Genomic DNA, 13,074 nt, shown 5'->3' on the forward strand with positions numbered 1-13,074 from the left:
CCGACCCGACGCCGACGCTCCTCCAACCGCCCAGGCCGACGACCACCCTCCGCCGCCGCATCCACCGCCACCGCCGCAACCCGACGACGCTCCCCCGCCTCCTCCTGATCCTCCCGGGAGGGCTGCGGCACTTCGGCGGCCGAGGTCAGGTCGGCGGGGGCGGAGTTCGACCGGCCCCTGCCGGTCACCAGGGCGGCTGTCTCGGCGGAGCCCGTCTGCCGCTGATCTGCCCCTGCGGAACCGGGACGGGGACCACTCGACGCACGCTGGATCGCTGCCGCGACGGCCCTGTTGCCCGCTTGGCTCTGCAAGGAGGCCAGCGAGGGCCGCGGACTCTGCGTGCGGCGCTTCGCCGGGTCTCCGGCGTCCGTGCGACGTGGCTGCGTTTCGCGCGGGCGGTCCAGCACGGACAGCTCCTTCTGACTGAGAGACCAGGACGGTTGAGCAAAAGGAACATCAGGCGCAAACGACCCCGTATCAAAAAAGAACGCAACGTGAACAGGGGAACACCACGACGTTTCGAAAAACCTACCCGTGCCGACCGAGCCGCGTGTTTCCTTTGTGTTTATTGTTCGAGCGAGCTGCGTTTCGGTGTTGTTCAGACGGTTCGGCGCAGCCGCCGGCGTCGAGGCGTGACCTTCGCCGGCGACGGGTCGATACTGCCGATGACGGCACCCCCACCGACACTCGTGGGGCCGCTCCCGCACGCACGTCATACGCTTCGAACAGCTGGAACGCAGACTGAACGCCCTGCCAGGCACCCCAGGAGGTACCCATGAAAATGCTCATCAACGTCGCGGAGACCGTGGTGGCGGACGCGCTGCGGGGGATGGCCGCCGCGCACCCCGAGCTGACCGTGGACGTCGAGAACCGGGTGATCGTGCGGCGGGACGCGCCGGTGGCCGGGAAGGTGGGGCTCGTCTCGGGCGGCGGGTCGGGGCACGAGCCGCTGCACGGCGGATTCGTGGGTCCCGGGATGCTGTCCGCCGCCTGTCCCGGTGAGGTGTTCACCAGCCCGGTGCCGGACCAGATGGTACGGGCCGCCGCGGCCGTGGACAGCGGCGCCGGGGTGCTCTTCGTCGTGAAGAACTACACCGGTGACGTCCTCAACTTCGACATGGCCGCGGAGCTGGCCGAGGACGAGGGCATCCAGATCGCCAAGGTGCTCGTCGACGACGACGTGGCCGTCACCGACAGCCTCTACACGGCCGGCCGCCGCGGCACCGGCGCGACGCTGTTCGTGGAGAAGATCGCGGGCGCCGCGGCCGAGGAGGGCCGGCCGCTGGAACGGGTCGAGGCGCTGGCCCGTCAGGTCAACGAGAACTCGCGCAGTTTCGGTGTCGCGCTCAGCGCCTGCTCCACTCCCGCGAAGGGCAGCCCCACCTTCGATCTGCCTCCGGGGGAACTGGAGCTGGGCGTCGGCATCCACGGCGAGCCCGGCCGGGAGCGGCGGGCGATGATGACCTCGCGGGAGATCGCCGATTTCTCGGTGAACGCCGTCCTGGAGGACATGAACCCCCGCAACCCCGTTCTGGTCCTGGTGAACGGCATGGGCGCCACCCCCCTGCTGGAGCTGTACGGCTTCAACGCGGAGGTGCAGCGGATCCTGGCCGACCGCGGCGTCCCGGTGGCCCGCACCCTCGTCGGCAACTACGTCACCTCGCTCGACATGGCCGGCGCCTCGGTGACCCTGTGCCAGGTCGACGAGGACCTGCTGCGGCTGTGGGACGCGCCGGTGCGTACCGCGGGTCTGCGCTGGGGCATGTGAGGGGCCGTACCCCTTCCTCGTACCTCCCGGCGCGACCCGGCAACACCCTCACCACGCAAGGAGATCCAGTGCTCGACGCCGACTTCTTCCGCCGTTGGATGACGGCGACCGCCGTGTCCGTGGAACACGAGGCGGAACGGCTCACCGCCCTCGACTCACCGATCGGCGACGCCGATCACGGCAGCAATCTGCAGCGGGGTTTCCGCGCCGTGGCGACCGCGCTGGAGAAGGAGGAGCCCGGCACCCCGGGCGCTGTCCTGATCCTCGCCGGACGCACGCTGATCTCGACGGTGGGCGGCGCCTCGGGCCCGTTGTACGGGACTCTGCTCCGGCGCACCGGCAAGGCGCTCGGTGACGCCGCCGAGGTCGACGAGGCGGAGTTCGCGCAGGCGCTGCGTACCGGCGTGGACGCCGTGACCCAGCTCGGTGGCGCGGCGCCCGGCGACAAGACGATGATCGACGCGCTCCTGCCGGCGGTCGACGCGCTGGGACAGTCCTTCGCGGCCGCACGGTCCGCGGCGGAGGAGGGTGCTCAGGCGACCACTCCGCTGCAGGCGCGCAAGGGCAGGGCGAGTTATCTGGGCGAACGCAGTATCGGGCACCAGGATCCCGGTGCCACCTCCTCGGCGATCCTGATCGCGGCGCTCGCGGAGACGGCCGGTGAGTGACCTCGTGAGCGGCGGGACGAACGGCGGGACAGCCGACGGCGACGGCGCGAGGCTCGTGGGTGTCGTGCTCGTGTCGCACAGCGCCGCGGTGGCCGCCTCGGTCGCCGAACTGGCGACGGGGCTCGCGGGCGGCGGCACGCTCGCCCCGGTCGCGGCGGCGGGCGGTGACGGCGACGGCGGTCTGGGCACCAGTTCCGAGCTGATCTCCGCCGCGGCGGCCGCCGTGGATCGCGGCGCCGGGGTCGCCGTTCTCACGGACCTGGGCAGCGCGGTCCTCACCGTGAAGGCCCTGCTGGCCGAGGGCGACGAACTGCCGCCGGACACCCGGCTGGTGGACGCGCCGTTCGTCGAGGGCGCGGTGGCGGCGGTCGTCACGGCGTCCGCCGGAGCGGACCTGGCGGCGGTGGAGGCCGCGGCCGCGGAGGCGTACACGTACCGGAAGGTCTGACACCGGCACGCAGAAACACCGAGAAGGGTGTGGCTCAGCTGCGGCCGACGAGTTCGCGGGCCAGCCGTTCCCCCTGGGTGACGGCTGCCCCGGGGCTCTCGATGGGAGAGGCTCCGGAGCCCTTGAACAGGATGTAGGTGACTCCGGACGCCGCTCCGCCGCCCTTCGGGTCGGGGCTCAGCCCGAGGTTCCGGGCCAGGGCGTACGAGGCCTCGCCGATGATGTCCTCGGGGCCGATGTCGCCGACGACCGCGTACCGGACACGGTCGCCGTGGACGACCGCGGCGACCGTCCCGCGCCGGACGTCGTGCTCCTGGTGGTCCCAGCGGTGGCTGGGGCCCGGCACGACCACGTACGGCAGTCGCTCGGCGCTCAGCTGCCGCCCGTCGGACTGCTGGAAGGCGGTGGTGTCGCAGAAGAGCGGGTCGGTGCGTGCGTTGCAGTGCCGGCCCGGCCTGCCGTCGCAGTCGATGTCCAGGTCGGCCTTCCAGAAGACGGCCTCTTGTCTGCCGCAGACCTCGATGTCTGCGGGCTCGCCGTCGTCGCTGCTGAAGCGGTCGTCCGAGACGGGAGCGCAGTCGCGTACGGCCGCCAGGAGTTCCGTGGCCCGGACGTTCCCCGGAGGCGGTGCCTTCTCTGCCTTCTGCGCCTTCTGGGCCTCCGGGGCACCAGCCGCTCGCGGGACGTTCCCCGCGCTCGGGCCGCCGTATCCGGCCCGCTCGTGCCCGGCCTCGGGCGGCGGGGCGGCGCCGGGGAGCGCGGTGGGGGCGACCAGGGCGGCACCGGCCGCGGCCAGCATCAGTGACCGGACACGCACGATAGAAGACCCTCTCCTGAGCGGGCACTGACGAACACTCAGCCCAATCTGGTGGGGGTCCGCCGGTGCGGCCACTGCTGGGGGGCCGTACGGTGCACGTCCGGTGACGCGTCGGACGTACGGGGGGATGTACGAGGGGGATGTACCCGCTGACGTGCCGGGTGACGTGCCGTCGGGGGTCGGGTGGCCGGATTCGTCGACGACTCCGGCCACCCGGCCGCCCTCGCCGGCGCGGGATCAGCGACGACAGCATTCCGCACCGAGGGCATGAACTTCCCTGCGACATGGGTGAGTTCAGCCGCTTGGAGGATCAGCATACGTAACGATCGGCCGATATCGCGAACGGCGGCCCTCTTGTTACGGCCCCACCGAGGACGCCATATTGGTCCGGACCAATCTCGTTGTGGAAGGGTCGAAGGAGGGCAGGGCTGTGCGACGCGTACTCCTGCGAGCCGCCGTGGTCTGGGGCGCGCTGCTCATGGTGGTGTCCTGCGGTCGGACCGGGCAGGGCTCGGGCGAGGACGGCCGGCCTCCCGGCGCTCCTGCCGGCGTCACCGCGGCGGCGGGCAGCGCGACCAGCGTGCATGTCATGTGGAACCGGGCCTCGGGAAAACCCGCGGTAACCCGCTATGAGGTGTATCGCGGCACCACAAAGGTGAAGGAAGTGCCGGGTTCCGAGTACATGGTCGACATCACCAGGCTCAAGCCTTCGACCCAGTACGCCTTCTCCGTGCGGGCCCGGGACGCCGACGGCAGGCTGGGGCCGCCGAGCGAACGGGTCCGGGCCACCACGCCCGCCGCGACCGCTGCCGACGAGCGGGCCCCGAGCCGCCCGGGGCGTCCCGGCGGGAAGGCGGTCGGTAGCCGGGCCGCGCAGCTGTCCTGGACCCGGTCCACGGACGACCTGGGCGTGGCCTCGTACGACGTCTATCAGGGCGGCACGAAGATTCACAGTGTGGGCGGTGCCCAGACGGCGACCGTGGTCACCGGGCTGCGGCCGGGGACGCGCTACTCCTTCACGGTCCGGGCGCGCGACGCGGCGGACAACGTCTCGCCCGCGAGCGAGGCGGTCCGGATCACCACCCCGGCGGGCCCCGACGGCGCGAAGGGCACGGACGGCGGGACGGGCATGGCGCCCTCCGCGTTCCGCGCCACGACGCATCGCAAGGACGGGGCGCACTACCTCGACCTGTCCTGGATCCAGCCGGAAGTGGACGGAGTGATCACGGAGTACCAGATCCAGCTCGACCGGAAGCCGGTCACCTCGCTCGTCTGGGGCGCGACCCCTCCGCCCGGCAGGGCGACGTACAGCTTCTACGTGGGCCGTGAGGCCGGGCTCGTCCAGCGGGTACGGCTCCGGGCGAAGCTGCCGGACGGCACGTGGGGCGCCTTCTCGGCGGAGCGGACGGTGACGACCGGGAAGTCGTGAGGAAGAGCCGCGCACCACGGCAATTGTTCACCTGTACGGTCCTGGCCCGCATGCGGAAACGGTGGCCGTCGCATTGGCTCGGTCCGAAGGCAGCACGGGCGTTCCCGACCCCAGGCGGCTCATGGGATGTACCGCCACCGTGCCGCTGGAGGGCAGTCCTATGCGTATGACTCAGACACTCGTCCGCTCCGTGCAGGCCGTGGCGGTCGCCGCGCTGCCGTTGGCCCTCACCGCGGGCATGCCCGGCACGGCCGCCGCGGCGGCAACGGGCATCGATGTGACCACCAGTGGCGGGACGGTGCAGGTGACCACCACCGCGTGCGTCACCAGGTCCAACGGATCGATGGGGAACGCCTCGCTGCTCTCCAGCGGTCAGGCGAACTTCGCGCAGGGGCGCCAGGTGACCCTGTCCGGGACCAGCGGCAGTCAGTCCGCGGCCTGGTCGAGCGTCACCTCCGGTACGTACACCGTCGTCGTGGTGTGCGCCGACGGGTCGACGGCGGGTACCCAGTCCGTGACCGTCTCGCCGGTCTCGACACCCACCATCTCGGCGACGAGGACCGCGACGGCCACGGCCACGGCGTCACCCTCGCGCGGGGTGATGGGCGGTATGGGCAGCACCAGTCAGGACTACGGCACCGTCACCTACGCGGCGGGCGGGGTCCTGGTGGCCGCCGGGGTCGGAGCCACCGTCTGGGTCCTGCGCCGACGCTCCAAGCCGAACCGCTTGTGACCGGTTCGGCCGTGACCCGTTCGGCCGCGACTTGTTCGGCCGTGACCGGGCCGGTCAGGGTGTGGTGGATCCCTCGGCCGGGATGCGTTCGAACTCCGCCAGAGCGTGCGTGAGCCAGCCCGTCCAGAAGGTCTCCAGATCGATCCCCGCACGCAGGACGAGATGCTGGAGCCGGTCCGCGGGAGCGTCCTTGCCGGGTGGGAAGTCGCGCTCCTGGATCTCCTCGTACTCCGCCAACTGCCGCCGGTGCAGGTCGAGATGGCGGCGCAGGTCCTCCCCGATGCCCGCGGTGCCGACCACCGCCGCCGCGCGCAGCCGCAGCAGCAGCGTGTCGCGCAGGGGCTTGGGGTCCTGGGACGCGGCGGTCCAGCGGGCCAGTTCGGCGCGGCCCGCCGGCAGGACCTCGTACCGCTTCTTCTGCCCGCGGGCCGGCTGCTGCGAGGCGAGGGCCCTGATGGAGCCCTCGGCCTCCAGCTTCCCCAGCTCGCGATAGATCTGCTGATGCGTCGCCGACCAGAAGTAGCCGATCGACCTGTCGAAGCGGCGGGTCAGCTCCAGCCCCGACGACGGCTTCTCAAGCAGGGCGGTGAGGATCGCGTGCGGGAGTGACATGGGGTCATCCTAGGGACGGGTCAGGGCGGGGTCCGGCGGCCTACAGCGCCGCCGCCAGCTCGGTGCCCTGCTTGATGGCCCGCTTGGCGTCCAGTTCGGCCGCCACGTCGGCGCCACCGATGAGGTGCACGCTGCGGCCCGCGGCGAGCAGTGCCTCGTACAGGTCGCGGCGGGGTTCCTGGCCCGTGCAGAGCACGACGGTGTCGACCGGCAGGACGGAGCTCTCGCCGCCGACGGTGACATGCAGTCCTGCGTCGTCGATACGGTCGTACCGGACGCCGGGGACCATGGTGACTCCGCGATGCTTGAGCTCGGACCGGTGGATCCAGCCGGTGGTCTTGCCGAGCCCCGCGCCGACCTTGGACGCCTTGCGCTGCAGGAGGTGGACGCTGCGCGGCGGGGCAGGCCGCTCGGGGGCGCCGAGGCCGCCGGGTGCCTGGTAGTCCATGTCGACGCCCCAGTGCCGGAAGTACGTCGCCGGGTCCTCGCTCGCCTTGTCGCCGCTGTCGGTCAGGTACTCGGCGACGTCGAAGCCGATGCCGCCCGCGCCGAGGATCGCGACCCGGTCGCCGACGGGGGCGCCGTCGCGCAGCACGTCGAGGTAGCCGACGACGCTCGGGTGGTCGACGCCGGGGATGTCGGGGGTGCGCGGTCCGACGCCCGTGGCGACGACGATCTCGTCGTACGCGGCGAGGTCGCCGTCGGTCACCCAGGTGTTCAACCGGACGTCCACGCCGTGCAGTTCGAGCTGCGTGCGGAAGTAACGGATCGTCTCATCGAACTCCTGCTTGCCTGGGACCTTGCGGGCCACGTTGAGCTGGCCGCCGATCTCGGCCGCGGCGTCGTAGAGGGTGACCTCGTGTCCGCGTTCGGCGGCACTGACCGCGCAGGCCAGTCCGGCCGGGCCCGCGCCCACGACAGCGATCCGCTTACGGGTACGGGTCGGGGCCAGGACCAGTTCCGTCTCGTGGCAGGCCCTCGGGTTCACCAGGCAGGAGGTGATCTTTCCACTGAAGGTGTGGTCGAGGCAGGCCTGGTTGCAGCCGATGCAGGTGTTGATGGCCTCCGGGCGGCCGGCCCTCGCCTTGCTGACGAAGTCGGGGTCGGCGAGCATCGGGCGGGCCATCGACACCATGTCCGCGTGGCCGTCCGCGAGCAACTGCTCCGCCAGTTCGGGGGTGTTGATGCGGTTCGTCGTCACGAGCGGGATCGACACGGCGCCCATGACCTTCTTGGTGACCCAGGCGTACGCGCCTCGCGGCACCGAGGTCGCGATGGTGGGGATGCGTGCCTCGTGCCAGCCGATGCCGGTGTTGATGATGGTCGCGCCCGCGGCCTCCACGGCCTGGGCGAGGGTGATCACCTCGTCGAGGGAGGAGCCGCCCGGGACCAGGTCCAGCATCGACAGGCGGTAGATGACGATGAAGTCCTCGCCGACGGCTTCGCGTACGCGGCGGACGATTTCGAGGGGGAAGCGTGTGCGGTTCTCGTAGCTGCCGCCCCAGCGGTCGTCGCGCTTGTTGGTCCGGGCGGCGATGAACTCGTTGATCAGGTAGCCCTCGGAGCCCATGATCTCGACGCCGTCGTAACCGGCGGCCTTGGCGAGGCGGGCGGTCCTGGCGTAGTCGTCGATGGTCTGCTCGACCTCGTCGTCCGTCAGGGCGCGGGGGGTGTGGGGGCTGATGGGGGCCTGCAGTGCGCTCGGGGCGACCAGGTCGGGGTGGTAGGCGTAGCGGCCGAAGTGCAGGATCTGCATCGCGATCTTCCCGCCCTCGCGGTGGACCGCGGCGGTGATTTCGGCGTGCTGTTCTGCTTCCGCCTCGGTGGTGAGTTTGGCGCCGCCGTCGTAGGGGCGGCCCGCGTCGTTGGGGGCGATGCCGCCGGTGACGATGAGGCCTACGCCGCCGCGGGCTCTGGCCGCGTAGAACTCGGCCATGCGCTGGAAGCCGTGTTCTGCCTCTTCCAGGCCTATGTGCATGGAGCCCATGAGTACACGGTTCGGCAGGGTGGTGAAGCCCAGGTTCAGCGGGTTGAGCAGGTGTGGGTAGTGGGTCATTGGCCCCTCCGTGCGCGGCGTCGTCCCCATGTTTGTAGACGACGCCCGGGGGTTTATGCAACTAGTTGCAAAAGGGAGGGGCTCATTGTGACGAGAACCTCTCGCGAGGGGGTCGTCTGCGGGTGCGGCTCCGGGGTGGCTGGTCGCGCCGTTCCCCGCGCCCCCAGGGGGTGGGGGGCTCAGGTGTGATCTGAGGTGCGGGAACGTCGTGGTTGCTCGCGCCGTTCCCCGCGCCCCCAGGGGGGCGGGGGCTCAGGTGTGATCTGACGTGCGGGAACGTCGTGGCTGCTCCTGTCGTTCCTCGTGGTCCTTTGGCGGGTGGCGGCCCATCGTGGCGCGGGCGGCGTCTTTGGGGGCGCGGGGAACTGCGCGGCCAGCCACGGCGAGTCCGCAGATGCAGTCCCGCTCACGCCCCCGAGCTTTCAGGGGCGCGGGGAACTGCGCGGGCGGTTGCCGAGTGTGTGGTGGCCGATCACCACGTTCGCGTGCAGCTCCGTCGAGACCTTCGTGCGCGCCACAAGCCCCGCCGCGGCGAAGATCTCGACGGCGAGCCCCACCTGCCGCTCGCTCGTCTCGACGAGCAGACTCCCCCCGGGCGCCAGCCACCCCGGCGCCTGCGCCACCACGCGGCGCAGGACGTCGAGCCCGTCCCCTCCCCCGTCGAGCGCGACCAGCGGCTCGTGGTCGCGGGCTTCCGGCGGCAGGAGCCCCACCTCCCCGGTGGGCACGTACGGCACGTTCGCCGCCAGCACCCCGACCCGCCCGCGCAGACCGCGCGGCAACGGCCCGAAGAGGTCACCCTCGTAGACCCGGCCGCGTTCGCCGACGTTGCGGCGCGCGCAGCGGACAGCAACGGGGTCGATGTCCGCGGCATGCAGCTCGGCGCCGGGAATCGACGCCACGAGCGCCGCCCCCACCGCCCCCGAACCGCAGCACAGGTCCACGACGACCGGCGTCTCGGAGGGAAGGGCGTGGGCGAGACCGACGGCCTGCCCGACCAGGAACTCCGTGCGCCGGCGCGGTACGAAGACGCCGGGTTCCACCAAGATCCGCAGACCGCTGAACTCGGCCCAGCCCACGACGTGTTCAAGGGGCCGGCCCGCCGCACGACGGTCCACCATGGCGGTGAGTTCGGCCGGGGTACGGGCGGCGGCGAGGATGAGTCGTGCCTCGTCCTCCGCGAAGACACACCCCGCGGAGCGGAGCGCGGTGACGACATGCACGTAAGAAGGTGAAGAAGGTGGCATGGAAGCCGAGGAGCCTTTCGGGAAGCCGAAGAGCGCTCTCCGAGGCCGGCAGGGCCTAGGTCACCTGTTGCCGACGAGGCCACGAGGCGGGAGCACCCGAGCTGACACAGCGGTAATGGGGCTCACCTCCTCGGTCTTGGTCCGGCGCGGCTGAGGGCAGTCCACGACCCGCAACCGGACGGCAACATTACACGCCGACCCTGTGATTGCCCCACGCAATTGATGGTTGTATCGTGCAACCATCAGGGAGGGGCAGGCCAGTGACCGCAGCCGACGGGACCGCAGCCGACGTCGCCATCGAGACGATCCATCACGAGATGACGGCCTTCGCCCGCCGCGCTCGGGCCTCGGCCGGGCGTCTGCACCCGGAGCTGTCCCTGGTCTCGTACACACTGCTCGGTCATCTGGAGGAGCGCGGCGGCTGCCGCGCCACCGATCTCGCCGCCCACTACGCCCTGGACAAGTCCACGGTCAGCCGCCAGGTGTCGGCCCTCGAAGGCGCCGGGCTGATCGAGCGACGGTCCGATCCGCAGGACCAGCGTGTGCAGGTGCTCCACCTCACGGCGGCCGGGACGGAGATCCTCGCGCAGGTGACCGCGAGCCGCCGGGTGGCCTTCCGCGAGCGGCTGGCGGGCTGGCCCGAGGAGGATCTTCGACGGTTCGCGGGCTATCTGCTGCGGTACAACGCGGCGGGCCCAGGCACGGACCCGGGCCCGGCCGACTCGCCCGCGACCGGCTGAGCGGCGCCCGAGGGCGCAACCCCGGGCGCCCACTTCGCCTCCCCCTCAGCCGACCGCCGCCACCCGCCCGTCCTCCAGCCTCTCCGGCCGCTCCGGCACCCGCGCCGCCAGGAACCTGGTCCTGCGCCGCAGCCGGAAGCCCAGTGACTCGTAGAGGCGGACGGCGGTGGTGTTGTCCGCGCCCGTGTGCAGGAACGGGGTCTCGCCCCGGGCGCGTATGCCGTGCGCGACCGCCAGCGTCAGCCGGGTCGCCAGGCCCTGGCCGCGGACGGCGGCGTCGGTGCAGACCGCGCTGATCTCCGTCCAGCCGGGCGGATGCAGCCGCTCCCCCGCCATGGCGACCAGGGCCCCGTTCCGGCGTATCCCGAGGTAGGTGCCGAGTTCGACCGTGCGCGGCAGGAACGGGCCCGGTCTGGTCCGCTCCACGAGAGCCAGCATCTCCGGCACGTCGGCGGGGCCCAGCCGGACGGCCTCCGGGTCCGGCGCGGCGGCCAGGCCGTCGTCGACGAACTGCACGCCCTCCCCGCGGAACGTGACCTCCCAGCCCTGAGGGATCTCCCCGCGGAAACCGGGCAGCGCGATCTCGTTGCCCGGTCCGGCGAGCGCCGCGACGTCGGCCCAGTCGTCGGCGCCGGGGTCGTCGGGCAGCGCGAGCCAGGGCGACACGTCGGCCTGATAGCGCAGCACCCGGCCGCGGCGTTCGGCGAAGTGGGCGTGCGGGCCGGTCAGCGAGGCACGCGCGGGGTTGTCCAGGATGTGGGGCGTGTCGCTCATTCCGCGACCTCGATCACGACCTTGCCGCGGGCGTGGCCCTCTTCGACGGTACGCAACGCCTCGCCGGCCTCTTCGAGGGGGAAGGTCCGTGTCACCAGGGGGTCGAGCCTGCCGTCGACGACGAGCCGGACCACCTCGTCGAGGACCGCGGCGGTACGGGCCCGTACGACGGGTGAGCCGCCGAGGCCCTCCACGATGTCCTTGCCGCCTGCGGTGATCAGCTCGGCGCGGTCCTTCACCAGCTCGGCCGCGGCCTCCAGGACCTCGCCGCCGACCAGGTCGTACACGGCGTCCACGCCGTCGGGCGCCAACGCCCGGACACCCTCGGCGAAGTCCGGGCCGGAGGGCACGTGCGCGGCGCCGAGGGACTCGACCAGGTCCTTCTTGCCGGCGCTCGCGACTCCGATGACGTTCAGGCCGTCGGCGCGGGCGATCTGGGCGACCGCGACGCCCACACCGCCGCCCGCGCCCGTGACCAGGAGGGTCGCGCCCGTCGGCAGGCCGAGCTGGCGTACTCCGTCCCAGGCGGTGGCCGCGGCGACCGGCAGGGCTGCCGCGTCCGTGAAGGAGACACCGGCGGGCTTGTGCGCGGTCACGGCCACGGGGAACAGCGCGTACTGGGCGTAACCGCCGGCCACGGGGTTGCCGAAGACCTCGTCGCCGACCGCGAAGCCGGTGACCCCTTCGCCGATCTCCTCGACGACACCGGCGGCCTCGTTGCCGAGGACGGCGGGCAGTTCACGCCGCTGCTGGCCGGGCCGCTGGTAGCCGGTGCGCTGCTTCCAGTCGACGGGGTTGACGCCCGCGGCCCGGACGGCGACCAGCAGCTGGCCGGGCCCGGGGGACGGCCGGTCCTGTTCGACGAGGGCCTCGGTCTCCGGACCGCCGTACTGGGTGAAGACGTACGCCTTGGGCATCTGCTCCGTCACTCTCCTTCACGCCGATGAGGCCACTGGCCGGGCCATGGCCGGCCACTGGCTGGGCACTATCGGCAAGGAAGATCGCGGGTGCGGCTATTCCCGGGAACCGCCGGACCCGGCGAGTGTTCATACGGCGGCAATGATCCCCGGTGGGGTGCCGTCGGCGGGCCCGGTACCGTGGAGGGCGTACGCAACGATCAAGGGCCGCCGTCCGGTGGGCCTGGAGGCACCACTCGCATGAACGTGACCCGATGAACGTCACCCGGGGTTTCGCCGGGCGTCCGCGCGTCCGCAACGACGGACTGCCGCCCGGCCAGTACGACGCCCGCGACGACTGGCCCGTCCTGTCCGCGGAGGTCACGCCGGAGCTGGCGACCTCGCAGTGGACGTTCACCGTCGACGGACTGGTCGCCGAGGAGCGCACCTGGTCCTGGGACGAGGCGCACGCGCTGCCGCCGTCCGCCTACGAGGGCGACATCCACTGCGTGACGAGCTGGTCGAAGTTCGGCGTGCGGTTCTCGGGGGTGTCGCTCGACGCGTTCCTCGATCTCGCCCGCCCGGCCGCCGAGGCCACCCACGCGGTCGCCTACTCGCACACGGGCTACACCACGAACCTGCCGCTCGCCGATCTGACCGGCGGACGGGCCTGGATCGTCTGGGAGTACGGGGACGAGCCGCTGCCCGCCGAGCACGGTGGCCCGGCGCGGCTGATCGTGCCGCACCTGTACTTCTGGAAGAGCGCCAAGTGGATCGCGGGCATCCGTCTCCTGGACCACGACGAGCCGGGTTTCTGGGAGCAGAACGGCTACCACCACCGCGGCAATCCCTGGGAAGAGCAGCGCTACTCCGGTGACTGAGACGA

The 13,074-nt window shown here is 71.9% G+C and carries 13 protein-coding genes; 7 read left to right on the forward strand and 6 right to left on the reverse strand.

Features of this window, described 5'->3' with window-relative positions:
* Positions 1–775 precede the first annotated feature (775 nt).
* The 3 genes from dhaK to C6Y14_RS25340 all read left to right on the forward strand — a co-directional run bounded on the left by dhaK (position 776) and on the right by C6Y14_RS25340 (position 2,884).
* On the forward strand, positions 776–1,768 hold the full coding sequence (gene dhaK, locus C6Y14_RS25330) for a dihydroxyacetone kinase subunit DhaK (protein WP_107019119.1): 993 nt from the start codon (positions 776–778) through the stop codon (positions 1,766–1,768).
* A gap of 68 nt (positions 1,769–1,836) precedes the next feature.
* Positions 1,837–2,436, forward strand: coding sequence for a dihydroxyacetone kinase subunit DhaL (dhaL, locus tag C6Y14_RS25335; RefSeq protein ID WP_107019120.1), 600 nt, complete (start codon positions 1,837–1,839; stop codon positions 2,434–2,436).
* Complete coding sequence (locus C6Y14_RS25340; RefSeq protein WP_404828825.1) at positions 2,429–2,884, forward strand: PTS sugar transporter subunit IIA domain-containing protein; 456 nt, start codon at positions 2,429–2,431, stop codon at positions 2,882–2,884. Before dhaL ends, C6Y14_RS25340 begins: the two co-directional genes overlap by 8 nt.
* A gap of 34 nt (positions 2,885–2,918) precedes the next feature.
* Here C6Y14_RS25340 and C6Y14_RS25345 read toward each other — a convergent pair whose 3' ends face one another.
* The gene (locus tag C6Y14_RS25345; RefSeq protein WP_107019121.1) at positions 2,919–3,701 is read right to left on the reverse strand and encodes a glycoside hydrolase family 75 protein; all 783 of its coding nucleotides are present in this window, start codon (positions 3,699–3,701) and stop codon (positions 2,919–2,921) included.
* Positions 3,702–4,131: 430 nt separating this feature from the next.
* On the opposite strand from C6Y14_RS25345, the gene C6Y14_RS25350 reads away from it, so the two are divergent.
* Both C6Y14_RS25350 and C6Y14_RS25355 read left to right on the forward strand, forming a co-directional pair.
* Positions 4,132–5,130 carry a fibronectin type III domain-containing protein gene (locus C6Y14_RS25350; protein ID WP_107019122.1) on the forward strand — a complete coding sequence of 333 codons (999 nt, stop codon included), beginning with the start codon at positions 4,132–4,134 and terminating at the stop codon, positions 5,128–5,130.
* A gap of 160 nt (positions 5,131–5,290) precedes the next feature.
* Positions 5,291–5,863, forward strand: a complete 573-nt coding sequence (locus tag C6Y14_RS25355; RefSeq protein WP_107019123.1) for a hypothetical protein — start codon at positions 5,291–5,293, stop codon at positions 5,861–5,863.
* A 54-nt stretch (positions 5,864–5,917) separates the two neighbouring features.
* On the opposite strand, the gene C6Y14_RS25360 is transcribed toward C6Y14_RS25355, so the two are convergent.
* From C6Y14_RS25360 to C6Y14_RS25370, 3 genes are all read right to left on the reverse strand, one after another.
* Entirely contained in the window at positions 5,918–6,475 is a 558-nt protein-coding gene (locus C6Y14_RS25360) for a PadR family transcriptional regulator (protein ID WP_107019124.1), read from the reverse strand.
* Between the two features lie 40 nt (positions 6,476–6,515).
* A complete protein-coding gene (locus tag C6Y14_RS25365; protein WP_107019125.1) occupies positions 6,516–8,531 on the reverse strand; it encodes an NADPH-dependent 2,4-dienoyl-CoA reductase in 2,016 nt (671 codons plus the stop codon).
* 422 nt (positions 8,532–8,953) lie between these two features.
* Entirely contained in the window at positions 8,954–9,778 is an 825-nt protein-coding gene (locus tag C6Y14_RS25370) for a putative protein N(5)-glutamine methyltransferase (protein ID WP_107019126.1), read from the reverse strand.
* 317 nt (positions 9,779–10,095) lie between these two features.
* On the opposite strand from C6Y14_RS25370, the gene C6Y14_RS25375 reads away from it, so the two are divergent.
* Entirely contained in the window at positions 10,096–10,518 is a 423-nt protein-coding gene (locus C6Y14_RS25375; protein WP_107019243.1) for a MarR family winged helix-turn-helix transcriptional regulator, read from the forward strand.
* Between the two features lie 45 nt (positions 10,519–10,563).
* Here C6Y14_RS25375 and C6Y14_RS25380 read toward each other — a convergent pair whose 3' ends face one another.
* Both C6Y14_RS25380 and C6Y14_RS25385 read right to left on the reverse strand, forming a co-directional pair.
* Complete coding sequence (locus C6Y14_RS25380; RefSeq protein ID WP_107019127.1) at positions 10,564–11,292, reverse strand: GNAT family N-acetyltransferase; 729 nt, start codon at positions 11,290–11,292, stop codon at positions 10,564–10,566.
* A complete protein-coding gene (locus C6Y14_RS25385) occupies positions 11,289–12,209 on the reverse strand; it encodes a quinone oxidoreductase family protein (protein WP_107019244.1) in 921 nt (306 codons plus the stop codon). The genes C6Y14_RS25380 and C6Y14_RS25385 overlap by 4 nt, the downstream gene beginning before the upstream one ends.
* 254 nt (positions 12,210–12,463) lie before the next feature.
* Between C6Y14_RS25385 and C6Y14_RS25390 the strand changes: the two genes are divergently transcribed.
* A complete protein-coding gene (locus C6Y14_RS25390) occupies positions 12,464–13,069 on the forward strand; it encodes a sulfite oxidase-like oxidoreductase (RefSeq protein WP_107019128.1) in 606 nt (201 codons plus the stop codon).
* Positions 13,070–13,074 lie beyond the last annotated feature (5 nt).

Origin of the sequence: Streptomyces dioscori, from assembly GCF_003024195.1 — a bacterium.
GTDB classification, from domain to species: domain Bacteria; phylum Actinomycetota; class Actinomycetes; order Streptomycetales; family Streptomycetaceae; genus Streptomyces; species Streptomyces dioscori.

Coding starts and splice junctions, on each gene's coding strand:
- C6Y14_RS25355 (WP_107019123.1), top strand. CDS start 5,291: ATGCGTATGACTCAGACACTCGTCCGCTCCGTGCAGGCCGTGGCGGTC.
- C6Y14_RS25370 (WP_107019126.1), bottom strand. CDS start 9,778: ATGCCACCTTCTTCACCTTCTTACGTGCATGTCGTCACCGCGCTCCGC.
- C6Y14_RS25390 (WP_107019128.1), top strand. CDS start 12,464: ATGAACGTCACCCGGGGTTTCGCCGGGCGTCCGCGCGTCCGCAACGAC.
- C6Y14_RS25380 (WP_107019127.1), bottom strand. CDS start 11,292: ATGAGCGACACGCCCCACATCCTGGACAACCCCGCGCGTGCCTCGCTG.
- dhaK (WP_107019119.1), top strand. CDS start 776: ATGAAAATGCTCATCAACGTCGCGGAGACCGTGGTGGCGGACGCGCTG.
- C6Y14_RS25365 (WP_107019125.1), bottom strand. CDS start 8,531: ATGACCCACTACCCACACCTGCTCAACCCGCTGAACCTGGGCTTCACC.
- C6Y14_RS25360 (WP_107019124.1), bottom strand. CDS start 6,475: ATGTCACTCCCGCACGCGATCCTCACCGCCCTGCTTGAGAAGCCGTCG.
- C6Y14_RS25385 (WP_107019244.1), bottom strand. CDS start 12,209: ATGCCCAAGGCGTACGTCTTCACCCAGTACGGCGGTCCGGAGACCGAG.
- C6Y14_RS25375 (WP_107019243.1), top strand. CDS start 10,096: ATGACGGCCTTCGCCCGCCGCGCTCGGGCCTCGGCCGGGCGTCTGCAC.